This window comes from Halorhodospira halophila (genome assembly GCF_016653405.1).
Classification (GTDB): domain Bacteria; phylum Pseudomonadota; class Gammaproteobacteria; order Nitrococcales; family Halorhodospiraceae; genus Halorhodospira; species Halorhodospira halophila_A.
Genome location: NZ_NHSN01000025.1, coordinates 273,513 through 289,102, shown reverse-complemented (window position 1 = coordinate 289,102; position 15,590 = coordinate 273,513). Strand labels below are relative to the sequence as shown.

The 15,590-nt window shown below is 69.2% G+C and carries 14 protein-coding genes; 2 read left to right on the top strand and 12 right to left on the bottom strand.

Annotated elements, in window-relative coordinates; genetic code table 11:
* Positions 1–70: 70 nt before the first annotated feature.
* The 3 genes from CCR79_RS10660 to CCR79_RS10650 form a co-directional block, all read right to left on the bottom strand.
* Positions 71–736, bottom strand: a complete 666-nt coding sequence (locus tag CCR79_RS10660) for a bactofilin family protein (protein ID WP_201172100.1) — start codon at positions 734–736, stop codon at positions 71–73.
* Entirely contained in the window at positions 646–1,575 is a 930-nt protein-coding gene (locus CCR79_RS10655; protein ID WP_201172099.1) for a peptidoglycan DD-metalloendopeptidase family protein, read from the bottom strand. The genes CCR79_RS10660 and CCR79_RS10655 overlap by 91 nt, the downstream gene beginning before the upstream one ends.
* An 81-nt stretch (positions 1,576–1,656) precedes the next feature.
* Positions 1,657–1,965, bottom strand: coding sequence for a hypothetical protein (locus CCR79_RS10650; protein WP_201172097.1), 309 nt, complete (start codon positions 1,963–1,965; stop codon positions 1,657–1,659).
* A 136-nt stretch (positions 1,966–2,101) separates the two neighbouring features.
* On the opposite strand from CCR79_RS10650, the gene CCR79_RS10645 reads away from it, so the two are divergent.
* Complete coding sequence (locus CCR79_RS10645) at positions 2,102–3,088, top strand: serine/threonine protein kinase (protein ID WP_201172096.1); 987 nt, start codon at positions 2,102–2,104, stop codon at positions 3,086–3,088.
* On the opposite strand, the gene CCR79_RS10640 is transcribed toward CCR79_RS10645, so the two are convergent.
* From CCR79_RS10640 to CCR79_RS10600, 9 genes are all read right to left on the bottom strand, one after another.
* A complete protein-coding gene (locus CCR79_RS10640) occupies positions 3,075–4,241 on the bottom strand; it encodes a cation diffusion facilitator family transporter (protein ID WP_201172089.1) in 1,167 nt (388 codons plus the stop codon). The two genes, CCR79_RS10645 and CCR79_RS10640, sit on opposite strands and share 14 nt — an antisense overlap.
* Positions 4,238–4,693 (bottom strand): Fur family transcriptional regulator, encoded by a 456-nt coding sequence (locus CCR79_RS10635; RefSeq protein ID WP_201172086.1) that lies wholly within the window; start codon positions 4,691–4,693, stop codon positions 4,238–4,240. The genes CCR79_RS10640 and CCR79_RS10635 overlap by 4 nt, the downstream gene beginning before the upstream one ends.
* 11 nt (positions 4,694–4,704) lie before the next feature.
* On the bottom strand, positions 4,705–6,189 hold the full coding sequence (locus CCR79_RS10630) for a TolC family outer membrane protein (protein WP_201172083.1): 1,485 nt from the start codon (positions 6,187–6,189) through the stop codon (positions 4,705–4,707).
* A 56-nt stretch (positions 6,190–6,245) separates the two neighbouring features.
* Positions 6,246–9,341, bottom strand: coding sequence for an efflux RND transporter permease subunit (locus CCR79_RS10625; protein ID WP_201172080.1), 3,096 nt, complete (start codon positions 9,339–9,341; stop codon positions 6,246–6,248).
* A 6-nt stretch (positions 9,342–9,347) separates the two neighbouring features.
* Positions 9,348–10,502 (bottom strand): efflux RND transporter periplasmic adaptor subunit, encoded by a 1,155-nt coding sequence (locus tag CCR79_RS10620; RefSeq protein ID WP_201172077.1) that lies wholly within the window; start codon positions 10,500–10,502, stop codon positions 9,348–9,350.
* The gene (locus CCR79_RS10615; RefSeq protein ID WP_201172073.1) at positions 10,503–11,123 is read right to left on the bottom strand and encodes a TetR/AcrR family transcriptional regulator; all 621 of its coding nucleotides are present in this window, start codon (positions 11,121–11,123) and stop codon (positions 10,503–10,505) included.
* 215 nt (positions 11,124–11,338) lie between these two features.
* Positions 11,339–12,118 (bottom strand): GTP cyclohydrolase FolE2, encoded by a 780-nt coding sequence (folE2, locus tag CCR79_RS10610; protein ID WP_238634003.1) that lies wholly within the window; start codon positions 12,116–12,118, stop codon positions 11,339–11,341.
* Positions 12,119–12,297: 179 nt separating this feature from the next.
* A complete protein-coding gene (locus CCR79_RS10605) occupies positions 12,298–13,221 on the bottom strand; it encodes a polyprenyl synthetase family protein (protein ID WP_201172067.1) in 924 nt (307 codons plus the stop codon).
* Positions 13,190–13,453: an exodeoxyribonuclease VII small subunit gene (locus CCR79_RS10600; protein ID WP_201172064.1), complete on the bottom strand. Its 264-nt coding sequence runs from the start codon at positions 13,451–13,453 to the stop codon at positions 13,190–13,192. Before CCR79_RS10600 ends, CCR79_RS10605 begins: the two co-directional genes overlap by 32 nt.
* Before the next feature lie 195 nt (positions 13,454–13,648).
* Between CCR79_RS10600 and parE the strand changes: the two genes are divergently transcribed.
* Entirely contained in the window at positions 13,649–15,559 is a 1,911-nt protein-coding gene (gene parE, locus CCR79_RS10595) for a DNA topoisomerase IV subunit B (RefSeq protein WP_201172061.1), read from the top strand.
* Positions 15,560–15,590 lie beyond the last annotated feature (31 nt).

Genomic DNA, 15,590 nt, shown 5'->3' with positions numbered 1-15,590 from the left:
TCAGAAACCCTGAATCCCCCAGGCGGATACCGGCCATGCTAGCACACGCCGCCGGCGGGCCCGCCACAGATCAGCGCCGCCCCCAGAACGTCTGCCTCGGCTGGGGGCGGACATTGCGCGACGGCTCCTCTTCTTCCTGCTCCTGCCTTCCCTGCGCTTGCTCAGGTTCCTCCGCCGGGCCGTGCGCTTCCTCCCGGTGCGGCTCGGGCCTGGGGTCGGCACGCGGCGGTTCCGGTTCGGGCTCGGGCGGGGTGTCCGTCGTCGGGGTGGCCCCGGCCTCGGTATCGGCCCCGGTCTCCGCCTGTGCTGGCGCCTGCGCCTGTTCCGGCCCGGTCAGTTGCGACTCCCGGCCGGCTTCATGCTGCAAGGCGGCCAGTGGCACCTCGCGCCGCGGATGGCTCTCGCCGAGGAACTGGCCGCCGGCCTCGATGATGAAGTCGTCGCTGTGGAGCTCGCCGAAGACGCGCCCCTCGGCGACGATCTCGAGGCTGGCGCAGTCGATCACGCCTTCCACGTAGCCACTGACCAGCAGACGGTGGGCCTTGATATTGCCCTCGAAGCGGCCGGTGTGGCCGATACTCACGTCATGGTCCGAGACGATGGTGCCCTTGATCTGCCCGTCCAGGTGCAGGTTCGACTCCAGGGTCAGTTCTCCGACCAGTCGCGTGCCGTCGCAGATAACTGTCGTTCCAGGGCTTCGGCTCTTCGATTGATCCCCTTTGCCAATGATTCCCATTTTACGCGGCCCTCTTCTTCAAAGAGCTCTTCATAGTTCTCCAGGCTCCAGTCCAGAAACGGTTCCGGGTTCAGCTTGCGCTGGGTGTGCCAGATCTCGTAGTGCAGATGGGGGCCGTTGACATTGCCGGTGGCCCCGGAGCGGGCAATGACATCGCCCTCTTCGACGAACTCGCCGGTCTCCACCTCGATCCGGCTCAGGTGGGCGTAGTGGGTCTGGAAACCGAAATCGTGGGCGAGGATGACCAGCTTGCCGAGCCCGCTGCCCTGGTGCTTGGCCGCAAAGTTGACTACCCCGTCGGCGGTGGCGACGATCTTCTCGCCCACCGGTGCGCGCAGATCGACCGCGGCGTGGAACGAGCGCTCGCCGGTCACCGGATGGGTCCGCCAGCCGTAGCCGCTGGTGATTCGTGACTCCTCTTGGAGGGGCCAGCCGCTGGGGATGGTTCGCAACATTAGCGCCTTCTCGAGCGCCGTCTGGCCGGCGGTGTCGAGCCGCTCGCGGCGCTTGGCCTCCGGCTGGGGATCGAGTCCGACCAGGGTCTCGATGTGGCCGAGCTCGAGATCCATGCGGTGGATCTCTTGCTCCCGCTCGCTGACCAGCTCGCGGAGTTCCTCGTTGCGCCGCTCGATCTGGCGGGCGGCCTCGGCCTTGTCGGCGCGGACCTGGTTCAGTTCGGTGATCTTGTCGTTGAGCGCATGGAGGGCGAGGGCGCCTGCGAGCAGCACGAGCGCCAAGCCGCCGGCCAGGGCCAGCGCGAAGCGCTTGGCGATCTGGTGCAGCGAATAGTGGCGGGCGCCGCGGAAGTCGGTGATGGTGACCGTGAAACGATCCTTCACGCCGTCTCTGCTCCCCTATGGCGAACGGGGCGCTCCCGGGGGCGCGGCGGTTCCTGCCGCTTTTGCCGGGGCGGGCTCAACTCAGCGCCGCGGATGACGCGGATCGTCCTCTGAGCCGCGGCTGTACTCGCCCTCGATGATCCGGCCACGGGTCGGCGTGCCGGATCGGCGTGCCGGGTCGAAGCCTTCGCCGCGGGCGGCGGCGCGACGCATCTGGCGGCGTAGCCACCACGTGCGGGCGGCGATGATCACGGCACCGATGAGGGCCAGACCGAGCATCACCGCCAGCACGACGATCCCGAGCGTTGCCGCCAGGGCGATGACGGCGATGGCCCCGATGACGCCCGCGACCCGCGCGATCGGCCCGCGTTCGACGTTCTGCATGCGCATGGGGTTTCCCACCTGCTTGACCTTTCAAAGGGCCAAGGATAGCCGGCCGACCAGCCCGCGGGCTACCCTGACTGCGGGGCCGGGGCCGTCCCCCGGACGACCGTCGTCGCCCACACCCAGCTGTAGGAGCCGGTTCATGGATACGCGCCACCCGTTCGAGACCCTCGGTCCCGACACCGTCCTCGATGCCGTCGAGGCCGTCGGCGGCGTGCGCAGCGACGGCCGGTTGCTGGCACTGAACAGCTACGAGAACCGGGTCTACATGGTCGGGGTGGAGGACGGCCCGGCCGTGGTGGCCAAATTCTACCGCCCCGGGCGCTGGGACGATGCGCAGATCCTCGAGGAGCACGCCTTCAGCGAGGAGCTGGTCGCCGCCGAGGTGCCGGTGGTGGCGCCCATGCGCTGTGGAGCGAGCACCCTCGCCCACAGTCACGGCTTCCGCATCGCCCTGTATCCCATGCGGGGCGGGCGCATGCTGGAGGTGGACAACCGCGACGTGCTTCGCCGCCTGGGCGCCTACCTGGGTCGCATCCATGTCGTCGGCGGGGGCGGTGCCTTCACCCATCGTCCCGCCCTCGACCCGGGGGATCACGGCCGGCGGGTCCGGGACCGGCTGCTGGCCGGCAACTGGCTGCCGCCGCACCTGGAGGAGGCCTACGCCACCCTTACCGAGGATCTCCTCGAGGCGGTGAGCGCCTGCTGGGAGCGTGCCGGGGCGGTGCGCCCGATCCGCGTGCACGGCGATTTCCACCCGGGGAACGTGCTGCAGACCGAGGCCGGGTTCCATCTGGTGGACCTGGATGACACCTGCACCGGGCCGGCCGTCCAGGATCTCTGGATGCTGCTTCCCGGCGAGCGGGCCGAGCAGGAGTCGTTCCTCGAGGCGGTCCTGGAGGGGTACCGGACCTTTTGTGAGCTCGACCCGCGCGAGCTGCACCTGATCGAGCCCCTGCGCACCCTGCGGCTGATGCGCCACGCCGCCTGGCTGGCGGAGCGCTGGGAGGATCCGGCGTTCCCGCAGGCCTTCCCCTGGTTCGCCGAGCCCCGCTACTGGGAGGAACACATGTTGGCGCTGCGCGAGCAACTGGCTGCTTTGGCCGAGCCCCCGCTCAGCGTCCGATGAAGTGGACCCGACAGGCGCTGACGTAGGCCAGGCCCTCGGCGGCTGCGGCCAGCTGGGTGGCACGTTGGTGCAGGGCGGTGGTGTCGCAGTCCGGGCCCCAGGGCAGGTGGAGTTCCACCTCCAGGCGTCCCTCCATATAGTGCAGGTCGACGCGCTCGACGCTGTCGCCCCCCTGGATGCCCGACCAGGCGGTCTGTAGGTCGCGCTCGACCTTGCTGCGCAGGGGCAGGGCGGCGGTGGCCTCGTCCCAGTGCGGCGGCTCGTGGTCGACGTGCACCAGCACTTCCGTGACCACGCCGATGTCCTCGATGAGGCGCCGGCGCACGGCCTCACTGATCCGGTGGCCCTCGGAGACGCTCAGCCGCGGGTCCACCTGGATGTGCAGGTCGATCAGTGCCTCCTCGGCCATGTGCCGGCTGCGCAGGCCGTGAACGTCGCGAACCCCGTCGATCTCGCCGACCAGTCCCTCGATGCGCGCCACCTGCTCCGGATCGAGGCCGGTATCGACCAGCTCGCAGACCGAGCGCCAGGCGAAGCGGATCCCCACGTGGGCGAGCATCAGTGCCACCACGATGGCGGCGACGGCGTCCAGCCACGGTAGCCCCAGGAATACGCCGATGATGCCGCCGATGACCACCACGGAGGAGAGGGCATCGGAGCGGTGGTGCCAGGCATTGGCGTGGATGAGGTTCGAGTGCGCCCGGTTGGCCACCCACCGGGTGTAGTGGTAGAGGCCCTCCTTGATGACCAGCGACGCCAGCGCTGCGCCGAGGGCAAGCCAGCCCGGCACCCAGAGCGACTCCGGGGCGACGAGTAGCCGCTGTACCGCGTCGTAGATGAACCCGGCGGCCACCAGCAGGAGCACCGCGCCGATGCCGGCGGTCGCCGCCGTCTCGATGCGGGCGTGGCCGTACGGGTGGTCGCTGTCCGCTTCCTGGCTCCCGTAGGTGGCGGCCACGTACACCAGGGCGTCGGAGGCCAGGTCCGAGAGGGAGTGGACCCCGTCCACGACCAAGGCCTGGGATTGCCCCAGCCAGCCGGCGACGATCTTACCGGAGCCGAGGAAGAGATTGATCACCCCGCCGATCAGGGTGACCCGGCGCTTGGCCCGTGCAGGATCCTCGGCAGTGCGCGTGGCTCGGGAGGCGCTCACCGGGGCTCCTGATCGGATCCCTGCTGGCAGTCCGGGCACACGCCGAAGAACTCCAGGGTGTGGCTGACCCCGGCGTAGCCGCGGGCGCGCACCGCGGCTTCGAGGTCCGCCGGGCAGGCGTGGATGGGGTCCTTGCGCTGGCAGTGCCGGCAGATGACGTAGTGCTGGTGGCTGCCGTCGGCCTCCACCAGCTGGTAGCGGGTGGAGCCGTCCCCGAACTCGTGTCGGTGCACGAGCCCGAGGCGTTCGAAGTCGGTCAGGCAGCGGTAGACCGTCACCGGGTCGCACGCCGTAGACCCGAGCTGCTGATGCAGCTCGCGCGGGCTCAGCGGGGTATCGGCGGCCACCAGGGTGGCGACGATCTGCCGCCGCGGCTGGGTCAGGCGCAGCCCCGCGTCACGCAGGGCCTGCAGGGCTTCGTCCGTGGTCGTCGTGCACGCTGCTTGTTTCATGGGATCCGGGGTTATCGGGAAACCGATTGCAGCTGTTCGTTGACCTCGCGGATGACCGTCTCGTCCACCGCCAGTCCGGCGGCCACCTGCAGCTGCACGAAGTTCAGCAGGTAATCATAACGCGCCGCAGCCAGGTCGCGCTTGGTCTCGAAGCGTTGGCTCTGGGCGTCGAGGACGTCGGTGGTGGTGCGGGTACCTACCTCCTGGCCGCGACGCACCGAGGCCTCGTTGCTGCGCGCCGAGACGAGGGCCTGCTCCAGCGCCCGGACTCGCTCCAGCTCCGAGGTCAGGCCGAGGAAGGCGGAACGGGCGTCCAGGGCAGCGGCCCGGCGCTGATCGGCCAGGTCGTCGCTGGCCGCGGTGCGCTCCGCCTCGGCCTGGCGCACCCGGCTGGAGATGGCCCCGCCGGTGTAGAGCGGCACCGAGACCTGTAGCCGGATGGAGCGGGTGTCTGTGTAGCCGTCCTGGGTGGGTTGGTTGAATTGATCCCGCTCGCCATCGAAGCGCGTCAGCCGCCCCTCCAGGTCCACCTCCGGCCAGCGATCGGCGCGCTGGCTTTCGACGTCGTGTCGGGCCAGCTGGTCATCGCGCTCGGCGAGCTGGACCTCCAGGTTGTAGCGCTGGGCCAGGTCCACCCAGTGGTCGGTGTCGGTGGGCTCCACCGGCTTGGGCTCGAACGTCTCGCCCAGGCCGGCCAGCTCGCCGGGCAGTTCGCCGGTCAGCCGGCGCAGTGCCTGCTGGGCGACCTCCACCTGGTTGTCCACGGCCACCTGCTCGGCGCGCACCCGGTCGAAGGCGGCCCGCGCCTCGTCGACGTCGGTCTGGGTGCCGGTGCCCACCTCCAGGGCCCGCTCGGCCCGGCGCAGCTGGCTCTCGACGGCGGCCAGCTCGGCCTCGACCAGGGCCTGCTCGTCCTGGGCCAGGAGGACGTCGAAGTAGGCCTCGGTGACATCCACCACCAGTGCCTGCTCGGCCAGGGAGAGCTCCACGTCGGCCCGGTCCACGGCGGTGCGGGCCCGCTCCAGGTCGATGAAGTTGCCGCGCCGGAAGATCGGCTGGGTCAGAGACAGCGAGGCGTCCCAGCCGGAGGTGTCCAGATCTTCCGGCACGTCCTCGATGTCCTGGGTCTCGTCCTCGTAGCCCGCCGAGGCGGTGATCTGTGGCAGGAACTGCGAGCGGGCCTGGGCGATCTCCTCGTCGGCGGCGCGGCGCCGGTTGAGGGCGGCGGCCAGGCTGCGGTCCGCCTCCAGGGCCAGCCGGTACACCTGCAGCAGGTCCTGTTGCGGGTCTCGCTCCTTGACCTCTGCCGGCGCCAGGGCGTCCTCGTCGTCCTCCACCGGGACCGGGGCGTCGACCACCGCCTCCGCGGCGTCGTGCTCGTTGTTGCCGTTGTCACCGGCGGCGATGGCCCCGGGCAGCGCCAGTAGGGCGGCCAGGGTCCAGCCGGTGAACCGGGGGGCGAGCCTGAACTGCGCTCTCGTGTTGCCTCGCTTCATGGGCGTTGGTCCTTTTCGCAGGGGCTTGGGGGCCGTCAGGCCCCCGGGGCCGCCCCTCATCCGAAGTAGTCCTCGGCGATCTTGCTCAGCCGGCCCCAGCCCCGCCGCGCGAGGTAGCCCTCGAGCAGGGAGTAGGCCGCCGGTATTACAGCCAGGGTGAGCAGCATGGCCGTGATCATACCGCCGATGATCGCCGCTGCCATCGGTGCATTGGTCTCGGCTCCGGCACCCAGGCCGGCCGCCGCCGGGATCAGCGCCAGGATCAGCGTCAGCGAGGTCATCAGGACCGGGCGCAGACGGATGGGGCACGCCTCGGCCAGGGCCTCGTTGATCGAGAGATCCCGCTTCTCGCGGTACTGGTTGGTTAGATCCACCAGTAGGATGCCGTTCTTGGTGACCAGGCCCATGAGCAACACCATGCCGATCATCGAGTAGATGTTCAGCGTGAAGCCGCCCACCCAGAGACCGAGCAGTCCGCCGATCAGCGCCAGCGGCTGTGCCGCCATGATCAGCAGTGGCTGGACGAAGGAGTTGAACTGGCTGGCCAGCACGATATAGACGAGCGTCGCCGCCAGGAAGAGCACGAAGAGCATGGCGGCGACGGCCCGTTCCATCTCCTCGGCCTGGCCGACCAGCTCCACGTCGAAGTTCAGCGGCAGGACGTCGTCGGCCACGGCGTTGAGCTCCTCGACGGCCTCGGCCAGTGGTAGTTCCGGGTCGGCGTAGAACTCCGCCGAGTAAGAGAGGTTGTGGCGGGTGATCGCCGCCGGCCCCAAGGTCTCCTCCATGGTGGTCACCGCCTCCAGCGGCACCATATCGCCGTGCTCAGAGAGGAGCTGGATCCGCTGCAGGTCGTCGATGTCGCGGATCATGTCCTCCTGGGCCTTGAGGCGGATGTCGTAGCGCCGCCCGTCCTGGCCCCCGGGGCCGTCGTCGAAGCGGGCCACATCGAAGCCGCCGGCAAGCACGTTGATGGTCTGGGCGATGTCGTGGGCGTTCAGGCCCAGACTCCGGGCTTGCTCCCGATCCACCTCGACCTCCACCTGGGGCAGCTCCAGATCCAGGTCCAGGTCGATGCTGCCCATGCCGTCGACCTCCTCCAGGCGCTCCTGGATCGCCCGCGCGTGATCGCCGAGTTCCTCGACGTTGGGTCCGGTGACCACGAACTGCAGGGGCTCGCCGCGCTGGCCGGGGACGAAGGGCACGTCGGAGGCGAAGGCGCGTACCCCGGGCAGTTCGGCGAGCTCGGGGCGGATCCGCTGCACCACCTCCTGCTGCGAAGCGTCCCGCTCGTCGCGGTCGACCATGCGGACGAAGGCGATGCCGCGGTTGACCTGCCCGCGGTCGCCGATGCCGATGGCCGAGAAGTAGCGATCCACCTCCGGCTGCGCCTCAAGGATAGCCTCGACCTCGCGCATCTGCCGGTCGGTGTACTCGATCCCGGAGCCGAGCGGCGTCTGGAAATTGACCATGAACTCCCCGGTGTCCTCGTCCGGGGCGAACTCGCCGCCCAGGCGCGGGGCGATGACGGTAGCCACCGCGACGGCAAAGACCAGCGCCAGGCCCAGGGTTGTCCAGCGGAAGCGCAGGATGTAGCCCAGAGACCACCGGTAGACCCGCTCGATGGCCTTGAAGCCCTGTTCCAGTGCCCGGTAGAAGGCTCCCTCCTGCTCGGGCACGTGGAGGAAGCGGGAGGCGAGCATCGGGATCAGGGTCAGGGCAACAATGCTCGAAGCGAGCACGCCGAAGGCGACCACCACCGCGAACGATTCGAAGAACCGACCGATGATCGCCTCCATGAAGATCACCGAACCGAAGATCGAGATCAGCGTCAGGGTGGAGGCGATGACCGCGAAGAAAACCTCGTTGGAGCCGGAAATCGCCGACGCCATGGGGCCTTCCCGGTACTGCTGGCGGTGGCGGTAGATGTTCTCCAGCACCACGATGGCGTCGTCCACCACCACGCCGATGAGCAGCAGCATGCCGAGCATGGTGATCGAGTTCAGCGTGTAGCCGAAGAAGTGGATCACCGCGATGGCCGCCATCAGCGAGACGGGGATCGCCAGCGAGACGATGGCCGTCGAGCGCAGGTTGCGCAGGAACAGCCACATCACCAGGGCAGCGAAGAGGATGCCCAGGGCAATGGTCAGGTAGAGCGAGTCGATCTGCTCGAGGATGAACTGCGACTCGTCGGTGGAGATGTGCAGCTCCAGCCCCGGCGGCAGCTGGGGACGGATCTGATCGTCCAGGCGTTCCTTGACCTCGTCGATGATGGCGACGGTGTTAGCCCCGGAGATCTTGACCACGCCCAGGCCGATGGTCGGCTCGCCGTTGAACCGGGCCAGCTGGCGCATGTCCGCCAGGCCGTCCTCGACCCGGCCGATGTCGCTAAAGCGCACGCGTTCGTCGCCGTCCCCGGCGACGATCATCTGCTCGAGTCCTTCGGCGTCGTGGTACTCGACGTCGAGCTTGAGCATCTCTTCGGTCTCGCCACCGACCAGGAAGCCGCCCGGCATCTGGGCGTGCTCCTCCTCAAGGGCCTGCATGACCGACTGAGCGTCGACGTTGTGGGCGGCCATGCGGTCCGGGTCGACCTCCAGGCGCATGGTCCGCTCGCGCGCGCCGCCGATCTGCACCTCGCCGACGCCGGTGATGCCCTCCAGCTGCGGGCGGACCTCGTTGCGGGCGTAGCGGTCGAGATCCTGCGCCGTGCGATCTCCCTGCAGGGAGAGCCACATGATCGGCTGGGCGTCCATCTCGACCTTGTCGACGACCGGTGCCTCCGCCTCCTCGGGCAGGTCCTGGACGATCTCGGAGACCTTCGCGTTGACCTCGTTGAAGGCCACGTCCACGTCCACTTCCAGATCGAACTGGATGGTGACCACCGAGGTCCCGGGCAGGGAGACCGACTGGATGTCGTCGATGCCCGGGACGGTGTTGACGGCCCGTTCGACCTCGTCGGTGACCGCCGAATCCATCAGCTCCGGGTCGGCGCCGTCCTGGTGGACGGTGACGCTGACCATGGGGAAGTCGATATTGGGGATGCGGTCGGTGCCGATATCCTGATAGGCGATCGCGCCGATGAGCACGATCAGCGCGCTGATCATCACCGCCAGAACGTGGCGGCGTATGGAGAGCTCGGAGAGCGTCATGGTGCGTTACTCCGTGTCCGCGTCGTCGCCTTCGTGGGGAGCGGCGTCCACGGCGGCGCCGTCGGTGAGAAAGCCCGCGCCGTCGAGGACGACGCGCTCACCCGGCTCCAGCCCGTCGCGGATTTCGGCGCGGTCCCCGAAGCGGGTGCCGACCTCCACGGCGCGCTCCTCGACGGCGCCGCCGTCCTCGCCGAGGACGTAGATCACCTCGCCGGCGGGGCGGCGCACGACGCTCTGGTTGGGCAGGACGAGGCCGTCGCGGACATCGAGCACCACCTCCGCCTCGGCGCTGGCCCCGGGGCGCCAGCCGCCGGGGTTGTCCACCTCGGCGATCAGCTGCAGCGAGCGGGTGGCATCGCGGATGCCGGGTCGCAGGTCCGAGATGGTGGTCTCCAGCTCTGGCTGCAGGCCGGAGCGGCTGCGCAGGATCAGCTCTGTCCCGCTGTCGAGCCGCGGGGCCAGGCTCTCGGAGACCGGCAGGCGGACCTTGAGCCGATCCAGATTGATGAGCTGGAAGACCGAGTCGCCGGCGGTGACGTAGTCGCCCTCGCTGATGTGGCGTTCATCAACGGCACCGCCGACCACGGCGCGGATCCGGGTCCGCTCCAGGTCCCGCTCGGCGCGCCGCAACTGCGCCAGGGCGGAGGCGAGCTCCTCCTCGCGAGCCTCGAGTTCGGCCTCGGCGTTGTCGAGCTCGTCCTCGGAGATGTGATCGTCCTCGTAGAGTTCCCGGTTGCGGGCCACGTTGCGCTCCTGCACGCCGACCATCGCCGTCAGCCGGGCCACATCGGCGGCCGCGGCATCCCGGTCGTCGACGTAGTCCTCGCGGTCGATCTCGGCGAGCAGGTCGCCGCGCTCGACGCGGGCGCCCTCGTCGACATGGATGGCATCGATGACGCCACCGACCTCGGCGGCGAGCAGCGGGCGCGACTTGGCCTCGACGCTGCCGACGGTGTTGCGGACCTCGCGGACCTGTTCCTCGGTGGCCTCGATCCAGGTCACCGAAAGCGCCTCCTCGCCGCCGTTCCCGTCGTTGTCGCCGGCATCGTCGCCACAGCCGGCAGCGAGCAGGGCCAGGGCGATGATGGCGACCACCGTCCGCAGCCGGCGTGGCCGGGCCGGCGCCTCGGGGGACGAATCGAGCATGTGCCAGTCAGTCACTTAGGCCTCCTTTTGGATCCCGTCGAGCAGGATGTCGACGACGTGATCCGCGTACTGATCAGGGTCGTCGGCGAAGTCCACGCCGGGAAGCTGGCGCAGGACCTCTCGGTGAGCGGTGTAGAAGGTGTTGGCGGCGAGCATCAGTGACGCCATCAGCGCCGGGTTCGTGTCCCGGCGCCAGGAGCCGGTGTGCTGGCCGCGCGAGAAGATCTCTGTCATGCGCTGGAAGTCGGCACCGAAGACCTCGTCGACCAGGGTCCGGGCGCGACACGGATTGGCGTCAAAGGCCTCGGCGAGCACCAGCCGGGTGGCATCGGGGTCGTCCAGGGCGGGGTGCAGGTCGGCGCGGACGAAGGCCCGCAGCTGCTGTGCCGGGTCACGGGTCTCTTCCTCGGCGAAGGCGTGGATCAGCGCCCGGGCCGATTCGCAGCAGCGGCGCAGCGTCTCCACGTAGAGCTCCTCTTTGGAGGCGAAGTGGTGGAAGACATTGGCCTTGCTGACTTCGGCGGCCTCGGCGATGTCGCGGATCGACACCGAGCTGTAGCCCTCGCGGGCGAACAGTTGCTTGGCAGCGGCGACGATCCGTTCGGCAGCTTCGGTGCGACCGGTGTTGTCGGGCATGGGCTCCGCGTCCTACGTCGGGTTCCGGGGTGCGGTCATCTCGCCAACCGACCGAACGGTCAGAGACTCTACAAGGACTATGCTACGCACTCAAGGCGGTCGATGCACGGGTCGCGATTGATTGATGTCAAATGGGCGCCCGGGGGGCGGAGGTCGCCCCCCGGGCGGGGCGGGGCAGCTGATCCGGGCCGCGCCGGGGCGGTGTCGCCGCGGGGTCAGCGCCCCCGCTTGTCCTGCTCGATGAGCGCAAACGCGGAGTGGTTGTGGATGGACTCGTAGTTCTCGGAGGTCACGGAGTACGCGGCGATGCGCTCATCGTCGTTGAGGCGGCCGGCGATGTCCCGGACCACGTCCTCGACGAACTTCGGGTTGTCGTAGGCGCGCTCCGTCACGTGTTTTTCGTCCGGGCGCTTGAGGAGCCCGTAAAGCTCACAGGAGCCTTCCTGCTCGACGAGGTCGATGAGTTCCTCAAGCCAGACAAAACCGTCCATGAGGGCCGTCACGATGACCAGCGAGCGCTGGTTGTGGGCGCCACGGTCGGCGATCTCCTTGGAGCAAGGGCAGAGTGTGGTGATCGGCACGGCAACGCGCACCCAGGTTTCGTGCCGGTCGCCGTGAATCTCGCCGACGAAGGTCACCTCGTAGTCCATGAGGCTCTCGACCCCGGTGATCGGCGCCTGCTTGTTCACGAAGTAGGGAAACGCCATCTCGATGTGCCCGGAATGGGCCTCGAGCCGGTCGGTCATCTCGGCGAGCATCTCGTGGAAGGACTCGACGGTCACCTCGCGGTCGTGGCCCTCGAGGATCGAGACGAACCGCGACATGTGCGTGCCCTTGAAGTGTTGCGGCAGGTTCACGTACATGCTGAAGGTGGCCACGGTGTGCTGGTCCCGCCCCGTGCGGTCGCGGACCCGCACCGGATGGCGGATGTCCTTGATGCCGACCTTGTTGATCTCGATCTGCCGGGTGTCGGCTCGTCCCTGGACGTCTTCCATGGTCTTGTTCCTGGTGTCTGAGCCCGTCGTGTGCGGCGGGTGACAAGTGGGGTTCAGCATGATTCTGCGGCCTCGGTCTCGGCTTCCAGCGGTAGGTTTGAATTTGGAACGAGTTTAAATATTTGTAAAGGGGCGATCCCGACGGTCTCGGCAGGGTTTTTGTCCGGGAAGGCGGGCTTTCAGGCCTGGCGCTGGATGCAGTAGGCGGCCAGTCCGCGCAGTACATCGGCGCCGGGGCCCAGCCCGTCGAGGGCATCGATGGCGTCGCCAGCCAGCCGCTCGGCCAGTTCGCGCGACTGGCGCAGCCCGAGGATTGACGGGTAGGTGGGCTTATCCCGGGCTGCGTCGGCGCCCTGCTCCTTGCCCAGGGCCTTGGCGTCGCCTTCGACGTCGAGCACGTCGTCGTGGATCTGGAAGGCGAGACCGACGCACTTGGCGTAGCGGTCGAGGGCGTTGAGGGTGGCGGCGCAGGTCGGGCCACTGGCCAGGGCGCCGAGCTGGACACTGGCGCGGATCAGGGCCCCGGTCTTGTGGATGTGCATGTCCTCGAGCTCGGCGGCGTCGAGCCGGCGCCCGACGGAGGCGAGGTCGATGGCCTGGCCGCCGACCATGCCGCGCGAGCCGGCCGCCCGGGCCAGTGCCTGCACCATCCCGGCGCGGGCGGCCGGGGCCGGGGCGTCCTCCCGCTCGCCGTCGGCGAGCAGCTCGAAGGCCCGGGCCTGCAGGGCGTCGCCGACCAGGATGGCCGTCGGTTCGTCGTAGGCGCGGTGGCAGGTGGGCTGCCCGCGGCGCATGTCGTCATCGTCCATGGCGGGCAGATCGTCGTGGACGAGCGAATAGGCGTGGATCATCTCGACGGCGCAGGCCGGGGCGTCCAGCCCACTGCCGGTGTAGTCCAGGGCCCGGCCGGTGGCGTAGACCAGGGTCGGGCGCATGCGCTTGCCGCCGCCGAGCACGGCGTAGCGCATGGCCTCGTGGAGGCCCGTCGGGTGGGCTTCAGCGGCGGGCAGGGCCGCCTCCAGGGCCCGCTCCGCGCGTTCGCGCAGTGGCGGCAGTGCCGCCTCCAGGGCTTCAAGAATCGTCGGGTCGAAACGGGCCGACATCACCGTCCTCGCTGTTCTCGAGTAGGATGGCCACTTTCTGCTCGGCGGCGCCCAGCGCCTTCTGGCAGTGGCGGGTCAGGTGGATGCCCCGCTCGAAGTCGCGCAGCGCCTCCTCGAGGCTCTGCTCGCCACGCTCCATGCGTTCGATCAGTGCCTCGAGCTCGGCCACCGAGCGCTCGAAGTCGGGGAGGTCGCCCTGGGGGGCGGATTCCTGCGAATCGCTCTCACTCATGACGGGGAAAAGTAACGGAGCCGCAAGGGGTGGTCAAATGAGCGTCGAGCCGGCAGGGTGCCCGCTCGCGCCCGTGCCCCGGAGGGGGGACGGGATATCCGGTGCACGGCTCCCTTGTAAGTTGCCGCCGGGAGCCGGAAACTGCTCGCCCTGAGCGCGAACCCTCAATGGCCCGATCCGCGACCACGTGATCCGATGACGACCAAGACCCAGCAGACCTACGACGCCACCGACATCGAAGTCCTCACCGGCCTGGAGCCGGTGCGCCGGCGCCCCGGCATGTACACCGAGACCAACCGCCCCGACCACCTGGCACAGGAGGTCATCGACAACAGCGTCGACGAGGCGGTGGCCGGCCACGCCCGGCGTATCGAGGTGACTCTGCACGCCGATGGTTCGCTGGAGGTCAGCGACGACGGCCGCGGGATGCCGGTGGATACCCACCCCACCGAAGGGGTCCCGGCCGTGGAGGTGATCCTCGGCCGGCTCCACGCTGGCGGCAAGTTCTCCAGTAAGAGCTACCGCTACTCCGGCGGCCTGCACGGGGTTGGCGTCTCGGTGGTCAATGCCCTGTCGACGCGGCTGCAGGTGCACATCCGCCGTGACGGCGCCGAGCACACCATCGCTTTCTCCGCAGGGGAGCGCATCGAGCCGTTGGAGCAGGTGGGCAAGACGCGGGAGACCGGGACCACGCTGCGCTTCTGGCCGGATACCAGCTACTTCGATAGCCCGCGCTTCTCCCGGGCGCGGCTCGAGCACCTGCTGCGTGCCAAGGCGGTGCTCTGCCCGGGGCTGACGGTCGTCCTCCGCGACGCCACCGGCGGCGAGGGGCAGGAGCCGGAGGTGCTGAGCTGGTATTACGAGGACGGTCTGCGCGACTACCTGGCCGGCGCCGTGGCCGAGTACGAGCACCTGCCGGATCCGCCGTTCACCGCCCGGCTCGGCTCCGAGCACGAGGAGATGGAGTGCGCCCTGGTCTGGCTCCCCGAGGGCAGCGGCCCGGCCGAGAGCTACGTCAACCTGATCCCCACCGCCCAGGGCGGCACCCACGTCAACGGCCTGCGTACCGGGCTGACCGAGGCCCTGCGGGAGTTCTGCGAGCTGCGCAACCTGCTGCCGCGCGGCGTGCGGATTGCCCCGGAGGACGTCTGGGAGCACATCAGCTACGTCCTGTCGGTGAAGATGCACGAGCCGCAGTTCGCCGGGCAGACCAAGGAGCGGCTCTCCTCGCGCAACTGCGCCGCCTTCGTCTCCGGAGCCATCAAGGACGCCTTCAGCCTGTGGCTCAACGAGCATACCCAGAGCGCCGAGCAGATCGTCGATCTGGTGGTGCGCGCCGCGCAGCGCCGTCAGCGCGCTGCCAAGAAGGTGACCCGCAAGCGCGTCGGCAGCGGGCCGGCGCTGCCGGGCAAGCTGGCCGACTGCACCGGGCAGGATCCGGCGCGCAGTGAACTCTTCCTGGTCGAGGGCGATTCCGCCGGCGGTTCCGCCAAGCAGGCGCGCGAGCGGGAGTTCCAGGCGGTCATGCCCCTGCGTGGCAAGATCCTCAACACCTGGGAGGTGGCGCCGGACGAGGTCATGGCCTCGCAGGAGGTCCACGACATCGCCGTGGCGCTGGGGGTCGATCCGGGCAGCGACGACCTCTCCGGGCTGCGCTACCACAAGGTCTGCGTCCTCGCCGACGCCGACCCCGATGGGGCGCATATCGCCACGCTGCTCTGCGCGCTGTTCCAGCGCCACTTCCCGGCCCTGGTCGCCGGCGGACACGTCTACGTGGCCATGCCGCCGCTCTACCGCATCGATGTCGGCAAGCAGACCTTCTACGCCCTGGATCGCGACGAGCGCCAGGGCATCCTCGACCGCATCGAGGCGGAGCGCATCAAGGGCAAGGTGCAGGAGACCCGCTTCAAGGGCCTGGGCGAGATGAATCCGGTCCAGCTGCGCGAGACCACCATGGCCCCGGATACCCGCCGCCTGGTGCAGCTCACCGTCGACGACCCGGAGGAGACCGAGCGCCTGCTGGGCATGCTGCTCGGTCGCGGCGCCGCCGCCCAGCGCCGGGAGTGGCTGGAGAGCAAGGGCAACTTGGCGGAGATTGTCATTTAGGGACCAGTAGCCACTGCCCCTGATCCGTTCA